This window comes from Christiangramia flava JLT2011, assembly GCF_001951155.1.
GTDB classification, from domain to species: domain Bacteria; phylum Bacteroidota; class Bacteroidia; order Flavobacteriales; family Flavobacteriaceae; genus Christiangramia; species Christiangramia flava.
Map to the genome: position 1 here is coordinate 1 of NZ_CP016359.1, position 16,427 is coordinate 16,427.

At 43.1% G+C, this 16,427-nt stretch carries 11 protein-coding genes, 2 tRNA genes, 1 rRNA gene and 1 other annotated feature; of the genes, 6 read left to right on the forward strand and 8 right to left on the reverse strand.

The features are described from left to right. Window positions 1-1,812, reverse strand: a sequence feature (23S ribosomal RNA rRNA prediction is too short). A 211-nt stretch (window positions 1,813-2,023) separates the two neighbouring features. The 4 genes from GRFL_RS00010 to GRFL_RS00025 form a co-directional block, all read right to left on the reverse strand. After that, window positions 2,024-2,100 (reverse strand) — tRNA-Ala (locus GRFL_RS00010). Window positions 2,101-2,244: 144 nt separating this feature from the next. Beyond that, window positions 2,245-2,318 (reverse strand) — tRNA-Ile (locus tag GRFL_RS00015). A gap of 199 nt (window positions 2,319-2,517) precedes the next feature. Next, window positions 2,518-4,047 (reverse strand): 16S ribosomal RNA (locus GRFL_RS00020). Between the two features lie 458 nt (window positions 4,048-4,505). After that, the gene (locus GRFL_RS00025) at window positions 4,506-5,183 is read right to left on the reverse strand and encodes a DUF4294 domain-containing protein (RefSeq protein WP_083642378.1); all 678 of its coding nucleotides are present in this window, start codon (window positions 5,181-5,183) and stop codon (window positions 4,506-4,508) included. 141 nt (window positions 5,184-5,324) lie between these two features. Here GRFL_RS00025 and GRFL_RS00030 point away from each other — a divergent pair, with 141 nt between their 5' ends. The 4 genes from GRFL_RS00030 to GRFL_RS00045 all read left to right on the forward strand — a co-directional run bounded on the left by GRFL_RS00030 (window position 5,325) and on the right by GRFL_RS00045 (window position 10,276). Next, window positions 5,325-6,413 (forward strand): M42 family metallopeptidase, encoded by a 1,089-nt coding sequence (locus tag GRFL_RS00030; RefSeq protein ID WP_173850097.1) that lies wholly within the window; start codon window positions 5,325-5,327, stop codon window positions 6,411-6,413. A gap of 129 nt (window positions 6,414-6,542) precedes the next feature. Then, window positions 6,543-7,631, forward strand: a complete 1,089-nt coding sequence (locus GRFL_RS00035) for a DNA topoisomerase IB (RefSeq protein WP_083642380.1) — start codon at window positions 6,543-6,545, stop codon at window positions 7,629-7,631. A gap of 42 nt (window positions 7,632-7,673) precedes the next feature. After that, a complete protein-coding gene (locus GRFL_RS00040; protein ID WP_083642382.1) occupies window positions 7,674-9,605 on the forward strand; it encodes a DUF294 nucleotidyltransferase-like domain-containing protein in 1,932 nt (643 codons plus the stop codon). After that, window positions 9,602-10,276: a 3'-5' exonuclease gene (locus tag GRFL_RS00045; RefSeq protein WP_083642384.1), complete on the forward strand. Its 675-nt coding sequence runs from the start codon at window positions 9,602-9,604 to the stop codon at window positions 10,274-10,276. The genes GRFL_RS00040 and GRFL_RS00045 overlap by 4 nt, the downstream gene beginning before the upstream one ends. 47 nt (window positions 10,277-10,323) lie before the next feature. Here the strand turns inward: GRFL_RS00045 and GRFL_RS00050 are convergent, their stop codons facing one another. From GRFL_RS00050 to GRFL_RS00065, 4 genes are all read right to left on the reverse strand, one after another. Continuing rightward, window positions 10,324-10,980: a hypothetical protein gene (locus tag GRFL_RS00050; RefSeq protein WP_083642386.1), complete on the reverse strand. Its 657-nt coding sequence runs from the start codon at window positions 10,978-10,980 to the stop codon at window positions 10,324-10,326. A 104-nt stretch (window positions 10,981-11,084) separates the two neighbouring features. Next, window positions 11,085-12,992 carry an acetate--CoA ligase gene (acs, locus tag GRFL_RS00055; RefSeq protein WP_083642387.1) on the reverse strand — a complete coding sequence of 636 codons (1,908 nt, stop codon included), beginning with the start codon at window positions 12,990-12,992 and terminating at the stop codon, window positions 11,085-11,087. 162 nt (window positions 12,993-13,154) lie between these two features. Next, the gene (locus GRFL_RS00060) at window positions 13,155-14,108 is read right to left on the reverse strand and encodes a phosphoribosylaminoimidazolesuccinocarboxamide synthase (RefSeq protein WP_083642389.1); all 954 of its coding nucleotides are present in this window, start codon (window positions 14,106-14,108) and stop codon (window positions 13,155-13,157) included. Between the two features lie 22 nt (window positions 14,109-14,130). Further along, window positions 14,131-15,084 (reverse strand): PhoH family protein, encoded by a 954-nt coding sequence (locus GRFL_RS00065; RefSeq protein ID WP_083642391.1) that lies wholly within the window; start codon window positions 15,082-15,084, stop codon window positions 14,131-14,133. 213 nt (window positions 15,085-15,297) lie between these two features. Between GRFL_RS00065 and GRFL_RS00070 the strand changes: the two genes are divergently transcribed. Continuing rightward, entirely contained in the window at window positions 15,298-16,131 is an 834-nt protein-coding gene (locus GRFL_RS00070; protein ID WP_083642392.1) for an SAM hydrolase/SAM-dependent halogenase family protein, read from the forward strand. Beyond that, window positions 16,131-16,427 (forward strand): putative quinol monooxygenase, encoded by a 297-nt coding sequence (locus tag GRFL_RS00075; RefSeq protein ID WP_083642394.1) that lies wholly within the window; start codon window positions 16,131-16,133, stop codon window positions 16,425-16,427. The genes GRFL_RS00070 and GRFL_RS00075 overlap by 1 nt, the downstream gene beginning before the upstream one ends.

Sequence of the window (16,427 nt, forward strand, 5' to 3'; positions counted from 1 at the left end):
CTCCCCTTAACCTTCCGGCACCGGGCAGGTGTCAGACCCTATACGTCATCTTTCGATTTAGCAGAGTCCTGTGTTTTTGATAAACAGTCGCCTGGATCTTTTCACTGCGGCCCACATTGCTGTGGCGACCCTTCTCCCGAAGTTACGGGCCAATTTTGCCTAGTTCCTTAGCCATGAATCTCTCGAGCACCTTAGAATTCTCATCCCAACTACCTGTGTCGGTTTACGGTACGGTTGCCTCCACTCGCTTTTCTTGGAAGTCGCGCCGCTGGATTATCACTCGGCCGTAGCTTTCGTGTACTATCGAGGTGTTACCACTCCCTTCAACGTACTATTCCGTCAGTACGCACCAACTTTACGCTCCGTCCGCTTTAACATGGGGCAAGTAGCAGAATATTAACTGCTTGTCCATCGACTACCCCCTTCGGGTTCGCTTAGGTCCCGACTAACCCCCAGCTGATTAGCATAGCTGGGGAAACCTTGGTCTTTCGGTGTGCAGGTTTCTCGCCTGCATTATCGTTAACTTATGCCTACATTTTCTTTTGTAACCAATCCAGCATACCTCGCAGTACACCTTCGCCTCTGTTACAATGCTTCCCCTACCACTACAGTTAAAACTGTAATCCATAGCTTCGGTAGTATGTTTATGCCCGATTATTATCCATGCCGGACCGCTCGACTAGTGAGCTGTTACGCACTCTTTAAATGAATGGCTGCTTCCAAGCCAACATCCTAGCTGTCTGGGCAGTCCAACCGCGTTTATTCAACTTAACATACATTTGGGGACCTTAGCTGATGGTCTGGGTTCTTTCCCTCTCGGACATGGACCTTAGCACCATGCCCTCACTGATATATACCATTTTATAGCATTCGGAGTTTGTCAGGAATTGGTAGGCGGTGAAGCCCCCGCATCCAATCAGTAGCTCTACCTCTATAAAACTAACTATATCGCTGCACCTAAATGCATTTCGGGGAGTACGAGCTATTTCCGAGTTTGATTGGCCTTTCACCCCTACCCTCAGGTCATCCCAAGACTTTTCAACGTCAACGGGTTCGGTCCTCCACTATGTGTTACCACAGCTTCAACCTGCCCAAGGGTAGATCACACGGTTTCGCGTCTACCACTACCAACTAAAGCGCCCTATTCAGACTCGCTTTCGCTACGGCTCCACACCTGAAGTGCTTAACCTTGCTGGAAACGGTAACTCGTAGGCTCATTATGCAAAAGGCACGCCGTCACCCCAAAGGGGCTCCGACCGCTTGTAAGCGTATGGTTTCAGGTTCTATTTCACTCCCTTGTTCAGGGTTCTTTTCACCTTTCCCTCACGGTACTGGTTCACTATCGGTCTCTCAGGAGTATTTAGCCTTGGCGGATGGTCCCGCCGGATTCATACAGGGTTTCACGTGCCCCGCACTACTCAGGATCCTGCTAAAATTATATGCACTTACCCATACCGGGCTGTCACCGTCTATGGCTCATCTTTCCAGATGATTCTAGTTCATGATACAATCTATATTGCAGTCCTACAACCCCAATAAGTCCGTAAACTCATTGGTTTGGGCTACTGCGCGTTCGCTCGCCACTACTAGCGCAATCACTATTGTTTTCTCTTCCTCCGGGTACTTAGATGTTTCAGTTCCCCGGGTTCGCCTCCTTGCGGATACTTAGCCTTCAACTAAGTGGGTTGCCCCATTCGGATATCTGCGGATCAACTTGTATGTGCCAATCCCCGCAGCTTTTCGCAGCTTATCACGTCCTTCTTCGCCTCTGAGAGCCTAGGCATCCCCCATACGCCCTTATCTAGCTTGTATGCGTTTTGCTTCTAATGCTCGTGATCTATCTCTAGATCTTTCTTTTATAATGTATTTATTTACCTTAGATTATTCTATCTATAATTAAATAGCGTCTCTCGTATTATTTGTTTCTTCAATATGTCAATGAACGTTCTGTCCAGATTGGAGATCTTAGATATGAGATATTAGACAATCTAACATCTCAAGTCCAGCATCTAACATCTAAACTTGGTGGAGAATATCGGAGTCGAACCGATGACCTCCTGCGTGCAAGGCAGGCGCTCTAGCCAGCTGAGCTAATCCCCCATTTTTCAGTTATGAGTTCTTAGTTATGAGTTAAGAGTCTTTCCAACTCGTAACAAACCCAACTTCTAAAATTTCCTTTCAATATCTTTTAATGAACTTCGTAATTCCCTTTTCGCCCTAAGGCTTAAAAAATTACTTCTTAAGTAGTCTCAGGCAGACTCGAACTGCCGACCTCTACATTATCAGTGTAGCGCTCTAACCAGCTGAGCTATGAGACTGTCCTTTGTGTCATGTATAAGGTCAATTGTATAATGTATCAGGAAAAAACTTCCATATACAGCATACTTTATACAGTATACATCTCACATATAATCAAATTGACAGTATAAGAATCAAGACCAAAGAGGTCTTCTCTGTTAGTAACAACTCCCTATCTGGTAATTGCGCTGGCTGTTTATAAGTACAGCTTGGCTCTAGAAAGGAGGTGTTCCAGCCGCACCTTCCGGTACGGCTACCTTGTTACGACTTAGCCCCAGTTACCAGTTTTACCCTAGGCCGCTCCTTACGGTGACGGACTTCAGGTACCCCCGGCTTCCATGGCTTGACGGGCGGTGTGTACAAGGCCCGGGAACGTATTCACCGCACCATGGCTGATGTGCGATTACTAGCGATTCCAGCTTCACGCAGTCGAGTTGCAGACTGCGATCCGAACTGTGATAGGGTTTGAAGATTCGCATCCCCTCGCGGGGTAGCTGCCCTCTGTCCCTACCATTGTAGCACGTGTGTGGCCCAGGACGTAAGGGCCGTGATGATTTGACGTCATCCCCACCTTCCTCACGGTTTGCACCGGCAGTCTCGCTAGAGTTCCCGACATGACTCGCTGGCAACTAACGAAAGGGGTTGCGCTCGTTATAGGACTTAACCTGACACCTCACGGCACGAGCTGACGACAACCATGCAGCACCTTGCAATCTGTCCGAAGAAGGGAGTGTTTCCACTCCTGTCAGACTGCATTTAAGCCCTGGTAAGGTTCCTCGCGTATCATCGAATTAAACCACATGCTCCACCGCTTGTGCGGGCCCCCGTCAATTCCTTTGAGTTTCATTCTTGCGAACGTACTCCCCAGGTGGGTCACTTATCACTTTCGCTTAGCCACCCAGCCCTCAATTAGGCCGGACAGCTAGTGACCATCGTTTACGGCGTAGACTACCAGGGTATCTAATCCTGTTCGCTACCTACGCTTTCGTCCATCAGCGTCAATATAGTATTAGTGATCTGCCTTCGCAATAGGTGTTCTGAGTAATATCTATGCATTTCACCGCTACACTACTCATTCCAACCACTTCATACTAATTCAAGAACAACAGTATCAATGGCAATTCTCCCGTTGAGCGGAAGACTTTCACCACTGACTTATTGTCCCGCCTACGGACCCTTTAAACCCAATGATTCCGGATAACGCTTGGATCCTCCGTATTACCGCGGCTGCTGGCACGGAGTTAGCCGATCCTTATTCATACAGTACCGTCAAGCACCTACACGTAGGTGTGGTTCTTCCTGTATAAAAGCAGTTTACAACCCATAGGGCAGTCTTCCTGCACGCGGCATGGCTGGATCAGAGTTGCCTCCATTGTCCAATATTCCTCACTGCTGCCTCCCGTAGGAGTCTGGTCCGTGTCTCAGTACCAGTGTGGGGGATCTCCCTCTCAGGACCCCTACCTATCGTTGCCATGGTAAGCCGTTACCTTACCATCTAGCTAATAGGACGCATACTCATCTTTAAGCCATAAATGTTTAATTATAAATCCAGGTGAATCCATAATACTATGGGACATTAATCCACGTTTCCATGGGCTATTTCCCGCTTAAAGGCAGATTGTATACGCGTTACGCACCCGTGCGCCACTCGTCAGCAAATTAGCAAGCTAATTCCTGTTACCGTTCGACTTGCATGTGTTAGGCCTGCCGCTAGCGTTCATCCTGAGCCAGGATCAAACTCTTCATCGTTAATTCTTATATAATGTAACAACTACCAAGAAATTGCTCAGGTCTGACGTTTCGTCTTAATTCTTATACACTGAATTATATACCTCTATATAATCCCTGTCAATTCAATATGTCAATGATCTTCATCTTTGTTAGAACTTAAGGACTCGAACCCCTCTACATGCCCCGACGGCAGCTCCTTTTTTTCAACACCACTTGTTTTTCAAAGCGGCTGCAAATATACAACTGTTTTTTGCTTTCCACCAAAACTTTTTTGAAAAAATTTTTTGCAGCTGTTTTTTTCTTCTTTCCTCTCCTTACACCCCCAACAACTCAGCAAAAAACCAACTCTCAATGAACAACACTTTCCTGCGAAAGCGGGTGCAAATATAAGACAACATTTCAATCTAAAACAAGAAAAAAGAAATAAAATTTGAGAAAAATTTAAGATTTGACCCTAAGAAACTGATATCCTGAAGCTAAGATTTACTGCTTTTATTCTTTGGCCTGTCGCTACTCCATTTATCAGTCAATTCAAGATACTCAAAATCGAGTGCTGACTTTTGCCTTTCTAATATATTATCGCGGAAAGAACGTTGCAAAATGTCCTCAATTAAATAATCTTCCCTGTTCGATTCAGGATGATATTCTTCCTTTAAAGATATTTCAAAAAGACTGGCAGTGGTATTATACCAAAAAGCTCGCCAACCGCTTTTCAAATTTTTAACCAAATCGAAAGCGGTATATCCGGTTTGGCGGTGAATCAGCTTTACCAGAATCTGTCCTTCCGTATGGGTTAGTTTTTTCAATTCCCCTGAAAATTCATCTTCAATATAATTCTGAACGATCTTGGTGTATTTTTTACGGGCTCTTTTCGATTTAATTTGATCCAGTCTCGAATTGAGGTCAATCAATCTTTCCGAGGCCAGTTTTGCATAAGGATATACCTTTCTTGTTTTACGCCGAAGAATCAAATAGCGCCTGCGATCATTTAGATCATCAAATTTCAGCTTTTTTAGCAACACCACTTCTTCCAGGTCGATCATTTCCCGGGGCACCGAATCCCCATCAATAATCATATAGGTTTTCTCCAGGGAATCGGTTTCCTGTTCCGAATCCTGTTTTTCCTGTGCCGAAACGCCAATGGCGAACAGCATGCATATACTTAGAAAGGTGTTTGAAAACTTCAAAGTTGATCTACAATTTTAGTTTCAGTTTCGCTAAAATCATTCCAAAATTACTAATTCAGGCGTTGCCTTCCGTCCAAAACTTCTTAATTTCGCTAAAAATTATGAATTATGAAACAATCTAAAATACTGGACGAGAAATCGCTGGAATTCCTGGAAAACTACCTGAACAATGCCGCACCAACCGGCTATGAGTGGGAAGGACAAAAACTCTGGATGGATTACCTTAAACCGTATGTAGACGAATTTATTACCGATACCTACGGAACGGCTGTTGGAGTAATCAATCCCGAAGCAAAATTCAAAGTGGTTATCGAAGGGCATGCTGACGAAATTTCATGGTATGTGAATTATATAACGGATGACGGACTGATTTATGTTGTGCGCAACGGTGGAAGTGATCACCAGATCGCTGCCTCCAAACGCGTGAACATCCACACCAAGAACGGTATTGTAAAAGGTGTTTTTGGCTGGCCTGCCATTCATACTCGTAATAAGGAGAAAGAACAATCTCCAAAAATGGACAATATCTGCATCGATGTAGGATGCGCTAATAAAGAGGAAGTAGAAAAATTAGGCGTTCACGTAGGTTGTGTGATTACCTACCCCGATGAGTTCTTCATCCTTAATAAGGACAAATTCGTGTGCCGCGCACTAGATAACCGTATTGGAGGGTTCATGATCGCGCAGGTTGCCAAGCTTCTGAAGGAAAACAACCAGAAATTGCCATTCGGTTTATACGTGACCAATTCTGTTCAGGAAGAGATTGGGCTACGCGGGGCAGAGATGATTACCCATCGAATCCAACCCAATGTGGCGATCGTAACAGATGTGACCCACGACACCACGACACCAATGATCGAAAAGAAGACCAATGGATTGGCAAAAATTGGAGACGGACCGGTAATTTCCTACGCCCCTGCCGTTCAGAATAAACTACGAGAGCTTATCATCAATGCTGCGGAAGAAAAGAACATTCCTTTCCAAAGAATGGCTTCTTCTCGTTTTACAGGGACTGATACCGACGCGTTCGCCTACAGTAACGGTGGCGTTCCATCTGCCTTGATCTCCCTACCGCTTCGCTATATGCACACTACGGTTGAAATGGTTCACAAGGCTGATGTTGAAAATGTGATCAACCTTATCTATGAATCACTACTGAAAATTAAAGATGGTGATACCTTCAGTTATTTTGAATAATCGGTATTTCTAAAAATTTTATTACAACTCCCTTATTTTTAAGGGAGTTTTATTTTTTACGGAATAATATTTCACAAATCTTTAGGCAATGTCGCCTGGGTTTCGCTATATCTTTAAGAAAAAAATGCGATGACCCTTTCCCCTGATGATGTTACGACTATAATGAATGATCCGCAGGAAGCGGTTCGCTTAGCCAATCTCCGCTATGTTTCTGAAAACCATCTTTCGATTAGTCGGAAAAAAATTGGACGTGGTTTTGCCTATTACTATAAAGAGGAAAAAATTTCAGATTCCGGCGTGATTGATCGCATCAAATCATTGGTAATTCCACCAGCCTGGAAAAATGTTCGCATCTGTCATTATGAAAACGGGCATTTACAGGTAGTTGGCCGCGATGAGAAGGAGCGAAAACAATATATGTATCACCCGTTATGGTCAGAAATTCGGAATCAGACCAAATTTTTTAAAATGGCAGCCTTCGGAAAAAACCTTCCGAAGATCCGAAAGCAGGTAAATGAAGACCTGGAATTGAAAGGCATGCCGAAGAGGAAAGTTCTGGCACTAGTCATCAGGCTGATGGAAGAAACCCATATCCGTATCGGCAATCATTATTACGCCAGAAATAATAAAACTTACGGGCTTTCTACTTTCCGTACCAAACACGTAAAAACATTTGAAAACGGGATCAAATTCGAATTTATTGGGAAAAAAGGGAAGGAACATTCGATTACAGTCGAAAATAAACTTTTAGTAGATCTCATCAACCAGTGTGAAGAGATTCCAGGTTGGGAATTATTCAAGTTCTATGATGAGAATAACCTGAAACAGACCATAGATAGTGGAATGATCAATGATTATATTCACGAGATCAGCGGAGATATGTTCTCTGCCAAAGATTTCAGAACCTGGTCTGCCACCAAAATTTTCTTTGAAACGATAAGAGAGCTGGGCTATTCCGAAGATGAAAAAGAAAGAAAAAAGCACATTTTGGAAGGTTTTGATGCCGCTGCGGAAGGTTTGGGAAACACTCGCGCCGTATGCCGAAGTTATTATGTGCACCCGAGAGTTGTTGAAACCTATGAAACCGGGGAAATCTGCCCCTATTTCAAAAAGGTTCGTGACGATAAAGAGCCAACTTACCAGGAACTTTCAGAAACTGAAAAAGCTATTTTGAAACTTATTCAGGACTATCGTATCGAAATCGACGAGAAAAAATAAACAAAACTTCCAGCGATTGCAGCCGATTCTCTAAATTTGAGTATGGCTTACAACACTATTGCTTCACGGATTGCTGATTTTCTCAATGCCTTCCCTCCTTTTTCTTTACTGGAGAAAGATCAGTTAGAAAAGGTTTCCAGAGAGATCAGCGTGCAGTATTTTGAAAAAGGAAAACTGATCTTTCAAAAAGGTGAAGCGGTTCATGACTGTTTTTACATTGTCAATAAAGGTGCGGTTGATCTTCAGAAATACAACGAACAGCAAATACCGGAAACCATCGACAAATGTGATGAAGGAGATGTTTTTGGATTGAGACCTTTGTTTGCCAAGGAAAATTACCAGATCAACGCGATCACTTCCGAAGAAAGCGTCATTTACGCCATTCCGCTGAAAATTTTTAAACCACTTGCCATTTCCAATTCCAGGGTGGGAAATTTTTTGATGGAAAGTTTCGCCTCCAACACCCGCAACCCTTACGCCACAGAGCATCGCGGGAAGTTGTTTACGGAAGAGGACGACGAGATCAGTTTCAAGAAAGAAGATCTATATGAATTTCAGCCGGTGCCGATCATTAAAAAAATGCTGACGGTGAAACCGGAAACCAGCATCCGCAAAGCTGCCAAAAAGATGGCCAAACGCAAGGTAGGATCGGTGATCGTGGTTTCCGAAGAAAAGGCGCCACTTGGCATTGTGACCGATGTGGATTTTCGTCAAAGCGTCGTGACAGGAAAGGTTTCTATTGATGAAAATGTGAGCAGTATCATGCATTCCCCGGTGATATGCTATTCCAAAGACATTACCTTGGCCCAGGCACAGCTTACGATGATGAAGCACAACATCAACCATATTTGCATCACCAAAGATGGCACACCCAATACCAAGGTGAAAGGTATCGTTTCGGAACACGATATTATGGTATCGCAGGGAAACAACCCGGCTGTCCTGATGAAAGCCATTAAGCGCGCTAATAGCACGAAAAGGCTGAAAAAGATCAGGAACCGGATCATGTTTTTACTGGAAGGCTACTTAAGAAGTAATATTCCGTTAACCCACATTTCGAAAATTGTCTTTGAGCTGAATGATGCCACGATCAAGAGGGTTATCGATCGTTGTTTGGAAAAAATGGAAGGCCCGCCACCCGTGAATTTTGCCTGGATGTCGCTGGGAAGCCAGGGAAGAAAAGAGCAATTATTAACCACCGATCAGGATAACGCCCTGGTTTTTGAGGATGTGGCTGAAGAAGACCTGGAAGAAATACGGGCTTATTTTCTGAAGCTGGCCACCAAGGTCACCAAAAGACTGAATATTATTGGTTATGAATTCTGCCCGGCAGAAATGATGGCCAGAAATCCCAAATATTGCCTTACTAAAAGCGAATGGAAATCACAGTTTTCTGAATGGGTATCCACTTCCGGGAATGACGAAATTTTGCTGTGCCAGATTTTCTTCGATTTTGATATTTCGTATGGTGATGTTTCCCTGACCAACTCCATTTCGGAACATGTTTTTGATATTCTGAAGGGAAACAGGAATTTTCTGAACAGACTCGCTGCACAGGCACTTAGAAACCCTTCCCCTCTTGGCTTTTTCCGGCAATTCCTTGTTGAACAGGATGGAGAGAACAAAGATTTTTTCGATATTAAAAAACGGGGGATCATGCCGCTCACTGATGCCGGCCGATTGCTGATCCTGGAGCATCGCGTAAAGAATATCAGCAATACCGCAGAACGATTTGAAAAGCTAGCACAACTGGAACCCAATAATAAGGAGATTTACCTGGCCTGCGCCTACAGCTCCAAAGCCCTGATCAAATTCCGAACGAAACAGGGGCTTTTGCATAAAGACAGCGGCCGGTATATAGACCTGCAAACTTTGAGCAAGGAAGATAAGATCAAACTGAAACGTTGTTTTAAAACGATCAAGGAGATCCAAGAACTCATCAAACTTCGGTTTGAAACCACGTATTATCTATGATCAGAAAACTGTTTTCCAGCAACAAACTACCCGAGAACCTTCCGAAGTTCTATAAGGATTATGCGGCTTCGCTGGAAAATATGCCTTCCGCAATCAGCGAAACCAGGTTTGTAGTCTTCGATACCGAAACAACCGGACTCGACCCGAATGAAGATCGAATTTTGAGCATCGGCGCGGTGAGCGTCAAAAATTTACAAATTGATATTTCTGAAAATCTGGAGCTGTATTTGCAACAGGATTTTTTCAATCCGGAATCAGTTAAAATCCACGGACTCATTCAGAATGAAAAATTTGAAAAGATTTCAGAAGAAAAAGCCATTGAACAATTTCTGGATTATTCTCATGGCTCGGTACTGGTGGCGCATCATGCTGGTTTTGACGTGAAAATGATCAATCGTGCGCTGAAAAGAATGGGATTACCAAAATTGCGGAACAAAGTGCTGGATACCGGGATGATGTATAAAAAAAACAGGCTGATCACCAATTTGATCGATCGCGATAAAGTGTATTCGCTGGACGAAATCGCGGAAGCCTACAATATAGACCTGGTTGATCGTCACACCGCTACCGGAGATGCGTTCATAACGGCGCTGGTTTTTCTCAAATTATTAGGTAGAATTGGTAATAAAGATTCATTGAGCCTGGACAAGCTGGTAAAACTGAAATATTAAAAAAGCCTCCATTAAGGAGGCTTTTAAGGTTTAGTTCAAGAAGATCCTTACGATTCGTAGAATTTCAACATTTCCACTACATCTTTTTCATCTTTAATCTTGTGCTCATCAAAATATTCCTCCATTTTATCAGATTTAAAGAAATCTTCCAGGTCTTTCTCTTTCAACCTGGTTTCCTTAAATTTTCCACCGTCTATAGAAATGTAATATTCCATCTCCACATCAATATGGGCAGGTTTATCTTTTTCGTACCCAGTTGCAGCTTTCTGAGGATTTATGATATCCACCTTTGGAATACCGATAAACTGAGATTTATTTCCTTTAAAATAGCTGGCAAAATAAGATTCTTTAATCCCATCTTCCGTATCAATCTGATCAATATAATACGTATATCCTGGTAGTTCATAACTGATCTTTGAAAGCTTTGGCAGCATATAAGAATCTTTTTCAAGCTTATCCAATTTCACGACCACGACATCTTCCACTGCGTTATATCTCAGGAAAGCCGGTTGAGAACGCCCCTGTTCGTCATGAATAGTTCCAAGAACAAAATCTTTTTCAAAATAAGGAGTTCCAGTAAAGGTATCAGGTTCCTTTTCTTTAGTAAAAATTCTCATTCCGCGAGCGCTGGCAAATGCTACAGTATTTTGAGCCATAAGGCCGCCTCCAACGAAAAGCAAAATTAAAAGTGCAATTTTTTTCATACAGTTTAGGTGATTATAAATTAATTAAGGGAACTGTTATTTCTGTTAATATATAGAACAGTCCTAAAAGTTAAAAAGGTTAACACAATTATTATTCCAAACCGTTAAAGTGTTCCTTCAATTATACTTTCCACCACTTCAGGGTTCAGCAAAGTAGAAGTATCTCCAAGATCTGAAGTGTCTTTCGAAGCGATCTTCCGAAGAATTCTTCGCATGATCTTTCCGCTCCTGGTTTTTGGAAGTCCTTCTACAAACTGAATTTTATCTGGTTTGGCAATTGGTCCCACTTTATCAGCGATCTGCTGGTTGATCTCCTTGCGAAGGTTATCCTGGTTCCTGGATTCTCCCGCTTCCTTCAAGATCACAAAACCGTACAAGGCATTCCCTTTCACATCGTGCGGGAATCCTACGATAGCTGATTCTGCCACAGCCGGATGCTCATTGATCGCATCTTCAATTGGTGCGGTACCCAGGTTATGTCCTGAAACAATGATCACATCGTCCACCCTTCCGGTAATCCTGTAATATCCCACTTCATCCCGAAGTGCTCCGTCACCGGTGAAATATTTATTCTCAAACGCCGAAAAATAGGTATCTCGGTAACGGTCATGATCACGCCACACAGTTCGCGCCATAGATGGCCACGGATATTTGATACACAATCGCCCATCAACCTGGTTTCCTTTTATTTCTTTCCCTTCTTCATCCATCAGCGCCGGTTGAATACCCGGAAATGGTAGAGTTGCGAAAGTTGGTTTCGTTGGAGTGGCAAATGGAATAGGTGAAATCATGATGCCTCCGGTTTCGGTTTGCCACCAGGTATCAACAATGGGGCTTTTACTTTTGCCTATATTATTATCGTACCAGTGCCAGGCCTCTTCATTGATCGGTTCTCCCACGGTTCCCAGGACTTTCAGGGAAGAAAGATCGTATTTTTCCACGAAATCCAGGTTTTTCTTTGCTAGTGCTCGAATGGCGGTAGGAGCGGTATAAAACTGATTCACCTGATGTTTTTCAACCACTTCCCAGAATCGACCATAATCCGGATAGGAAGGTACCCCTTCAAACATAAGGGTGGTGGCTCCATTTGCAAGCGGGCCGTAAACTATATAAGAATGACCGGTTATCCAGCCAATATCCGCAGTACACCAGTACACATCATTATTCTGATAGTTGAAGATATTCTTAAACGTATAGGCGGTGTAGACCATATAACCTCCGGTAGTATGCAGCATTCCCTTCGGTTTGCCGGTAGAACCTGAAGTATAAAGAATAAATAACGGGTCTTCGGCATCCATGATTTCCGGTTCGCATTCATCCGAAGCTGCCTCCATCAACGGTTGCAACCAGTGATCTCTGCCTTCTTTCATGGAAATTTCAGACTCAATTCTTTTAACGACCAGGACAGTTTCCACATCCGGACATTGGTCCAGTGCTTTATCCACAATTCCTTTCAAATCTATGGTCTTATCCCCACGATAACTTCCATCTGCCGTGATCATCATCTTACAATCAGCATCTAAGGTTCGTGTGGCCAAAGCTGAGGCTGAAAACCCAGCAAAAACAACCGAATGTATCGCTCCAATCCGGGCGCATGCAAGAACCGCATAGGCAAGTTCCGGGATCATGGGCAGGTAAATACAAACCCGGTCCCCCTTCTGAATACCATGATCTTTGAGAACATTGGCAAACTGGTTCACTTTTTTATGCAATTCTTTATACGTGATCTTCAGTGCTTCTTCTTGATTGTCGTTCGGTTCCCAGATGATCGCAGGACGATCTCCTTTTGTTAACAGATGGCGATCAATACAGTTCTCGGTAATATTAAGTTTGGCATTTTCGAACCACTTCACTTCAGGCTTCGAAAAATCCCAATCCAGCACTTTATCCCATTTTTGTCTCCAAACGAAGTGTTCTTCAGCGATCTCCTGCCAGAAGTTTTCCGGTTCTCGTACAGATTTGCGATAAACCTGAAAATATTCCTCCAGGTTTTTAATATGGTAATTACTCATGTTAGGTGTGTAAATTGAATTGTATAAATGAAAAAACCGGTAAAACCGGTCTTTTCTAAAATTATTAAATCGGGAGCAATCCAAAAAATAAACTCCAATAAAAACCTGAAATTTATCAGAATTTAATAGAATAGTTCACTCAAAGCAATTAACCTGATAAAATTAAGGCTTCTCCAGGTAGGAATTCACATTTTTACGGATGCGTTCTTCAATATTGGAAACATCTGCCTTTTTAAATTTTTCCCCGGTAATGTTCTCGTAGAGTTCAATATACCTTTCGGAAACACTTTCGATATATTCATCAGTCATTTCCGGGATTTTTTGGCCTTCTAGACCCTGGAACCCGTGCGAGATAAGCCACTGGCGAACGAATTCTTTCGAAAGCTGTTTTTGTGCTTCTCCTTTTTCCTGTCTTTCGGAATATCCCGTTGCATAAAAATAGCGGGAGGAATCGGGTGTGTGAATTTCATCTATTAAGACGATTTCACCTTCAGCGGTTTTTCCGAATTCATATTTGGTATCAACCAAAATGAGATTCTGTTTAGCGGCAATTTCAGTTCCTCTCTGGAAGAGCTCTCGGGTATATTTTTCCATTTTGGTATAATCAGCTTCGGAAACAATACCTCTTTTCAGAATATCTTCTCTTGAAATATCTTCATCATGATCACCGTGCTCGGCTTTTGTGGCAGGTGTGATAATAGGTTCTGGAAAGCGATCATTTTCCTTCATTCCTTCGGGCATTTCCACCCCGCAAAGCATTCGTTTTCCAGCTTTGTATTCGCGGGCCGCGTGACCGGAAAGGTATCCGCGAATCACCATTTCCACTTTAAAGGGCTCGCATTTTTTACCAATGGCCACATTGGGATCTGGAGTCGCCTCCAGCCAGTTCGGAACGATGTCGCTGGTCTGCTCCATCATTTTTGTAGCGATCTGGTTCAGAATTTGCCCTTTATAGGGAATCCCTTTCGGCATGACCACGTCAAAGGCAGAAAGTCGGTCACTGGCTATCATGACCAGCCTGTCGTCATTCAGGGAATACACGTCCCTAACCTTACCTTTATAAACCGAAACCTGTCCGGGAAAATTAAAATTTGTTTTGGTGATTGTATTGCTCATCAGGAAGAATTCCTTTTAAGATTTATTCGTTGTGTTCAATAGTTTTATAAGCGGCGATGATCTTTTTAACCAACCTGTGGCGAATCACATCTTTATCATCCAGGTAGACCATGCCAACGCCCTTTACGTCTTTCAGAATAAGAAGTGCTTCCTTAAGTCCCGAGATAACACGTCTTGGAAGGTCAATCTGGCCAGGATCCCCGGTAATGATGAACTTCGCGTTCTTCCCCATTCTGGTGAGGAACATTTTCATTTGGGCATGGGTAGTGTTCTGGGCTTCATCAAGGATCACGAAAGCGTTATCCAGTGTTCGCCCCCTCATGAATGCTAAAGGAGCAATTTGGATGACGCCTTTTTCAATGAAAGTTTCGAGTTTTTCGGCAGGGATCATATCACGAAGCCCATCGTAAAGCGGCTGCATGTATGGATCCAGTTTTTCCTTCAGGTCACCGGGTAAAAAACCGAGGTTTTCGCCCGCTTCCACTGCTGGTCTGGTTAAAATGATCCTTTTAACCTGCTTCTCTTTCAAAGCTTTTACTGCCAGGGCCACACCCGTATAGGTTTTCCCGGTACCGGCAGGTCCAATGGCGAAAACCAGATCATTCTTTTTGGAAAGTTCCACCATCTTGCGCTGGTTGGCGGTTTGGGCCTTAATGGCTTTTCCGCTCACACCATGCACGAGCGTTTCACCACTTTCTGCCGAAGTCTGGTAATCTTCCTCACTGTCACTGGTAAGCACCCTTTCTATCGTGTTTTCATCGAGCTTGTTATATTTCCCGAAATGGTCCATGAGCATGGTAAAACGCCGGTCAAATTCCTCCAGCATTTCTTCATCACCAAAAACCCTGATCTTACTGCCGCGGGCAACAATTTTGAGTTTGGGAAAATATTTCTTTAAAAGTTCAATGTGTTCATTTTGTTGCCCGAAGAATTCGCGTGGGCTGATTTCTGAAAGTTCTATGAGAAGTTCGTTCAAAAGCTATTTGATTTTAGTTGAAGCATTTCAGTTAATTTGCGGGTCTTTTTATTTGTCCTTCGTGATTCAAAATCCTAATTTTGAAACCAAATTTTACAGTTATTTTTAGCCTTTAGCCGAAAGCGAATCAATAAAAATAGATTTATATTCGCCTTCCATACAAACTTAAGGAAAATAACCAGTTTCAGATTAAAAAAATATTAACAATCGCCTATGGCAATCATCACCTTAACGACCGATTTCGGGGAAAAAGATTATTTCGCTGGCGCGGTTAAGGGAGCAATCTACAGTGAGCTCGATCAGGTTAGAATTGTTGATATTTCGCATTCCATCACTCCGTTTCATATCAGTGAAGCCGCTTACACGATCAAAAATGCATATCGCAGTTTTCCGAAGGGCAGCATTCACATTATCGGGATCGATTCAGAACTAACGCCCGAAAATAAGCACCTGGCGGTGAAACTGGACGATCATTATTTCATCTGTGCCAATAACGGGATTTTATCCCTGCTAGCTTCTGAAATCAATCCCGAAAAGATCGTGGAAATCAACATTCATGATAAGATCGAAACCAATTTTCCCGTTTTGGATGTTTTCGTTAAAGTGGCCTGTCACCTGGCCCGCGGCGGAACCCTGGAAGTGATCGGGAAAACCGTTACCGAGATCAAGTACCTGAAGCAGTACGAGCCCACGGTCAATTCAGACAAAAAGCAAATCCTGGGACATGTGATCTATATTGATAATTACGGAAATGTGATCACGAATATTTCCAGGAAATTCTTTGAAAATGTTCGTAAAGGCCGTGACTTTACGATTCGCGCCAGGAACGTTAGCTTTTCTGAAATCCATGAAGCATACAGTCACGCGATCAATTTTGAGGTTGAGAAAGATAAAAGGCGGGAAGAAGACGGCAAGAAACTGGCAGTTTTTAATTCAGCCGGTTATATTGAACTGGCGATTTATAAAAGCAATTTAAAAACGGTTGGCGGGGCTTCTACCCTCTTCGGGCTGGATTACCTGGACACTGTAACCATAAATTTCGAATAATGTTTGTACGTATCGTTAAAATGGGATTCCATCCTGAAAAAATACCGGAGTTTCTTTCCAATTTTGAAGAAAATAAAGAGAAAATTCGAGGTTTTGAAGGTTGCGCGTTCCTGGAACTCTATCGCGACAAACACAATACGGAACAGTTTTTCACGTATAGTTACTGGAAAGACGAGCAGTCACTGGAAAACTACAGAAATTCAGCATTATTTAAAAGCGTTTGGGCCAAAACCAAAATTCTGTTCAATACCAAACCGGAAGCCTGGAGCGTGGATAAACTGGTGAGCCTCGACTAA

Bases quoted from the DNA above. Each gene is read 5' to 3' on its own strand.
- GRFL_RS00025 (WP_083642378.1), bottom strand. From the start codon at position 5,183: ATGCTGTTCGCCATTGGCGTTTCGGCACAGGAAAAACAGGATTCGGAA.
- GRFL_RS00030 (WP_173850097.1), top strand. From the start codon at position 5,325: ATGAAACAATCTAAAATACTGGACGAGAAATCGCTGGAATTCCTGGAA.
- GRFL_RS00035 (WP_083642380.1), top strand. From the start codon at position 6,543: ATGACCCTTTCCCCTGATGATGTTACGACTATAATGAATGATCCGCAG.
- GRFL_RS00040 (WP_083642382.1), top strand. From the start codon at position 7,674: ATGGCTTACAACACTATTGCTTCACGGATTGCTGATTTTCTCAATGCC.
- GRFL_RS00045 (WP_083642384.1), top strand. From the start codon at position 9,602: ATGATCAGAAAACTGTTTTCCAGCAACAAACTACCCGAGAACCTTCCG.
- GRFL_RS00050 (WP_083642386.1), bottom strand. From the start codon at position 10,980: ATGAAAAAAATTGCACTTTTAATTTTGCTTTTCGTTGGAGGCGGCCTT.
- acs (WP_083642387.1), bottom strand. From the start codon at position 12,992: ATGAGTAATTACCATATTAAAAACCTGGAGGAATATTTTCAGGTTTAT.
- GRFL_RS00060 (WP_083642389.1), bottom strand. From the start codon at position 14,108: ATGAGCAATACAATCACCAAAACAAATTTTAATTTTCCCGGACAGGTT.
- GRFL_RS00070 (WP_083642392.1), top strand. From the start codon at position 15,298: ATGGCAATCATCACCTTAACGACCGATTTCGGGGAAAAAGATTATTTC.
- GRFL_RS00075 (WP_083642394.1), top strand. From the start codon at position 16,131: ATGTTTGTACGTATCGTTAAAATGGGATTCCATCCTGAAAAAATACCG.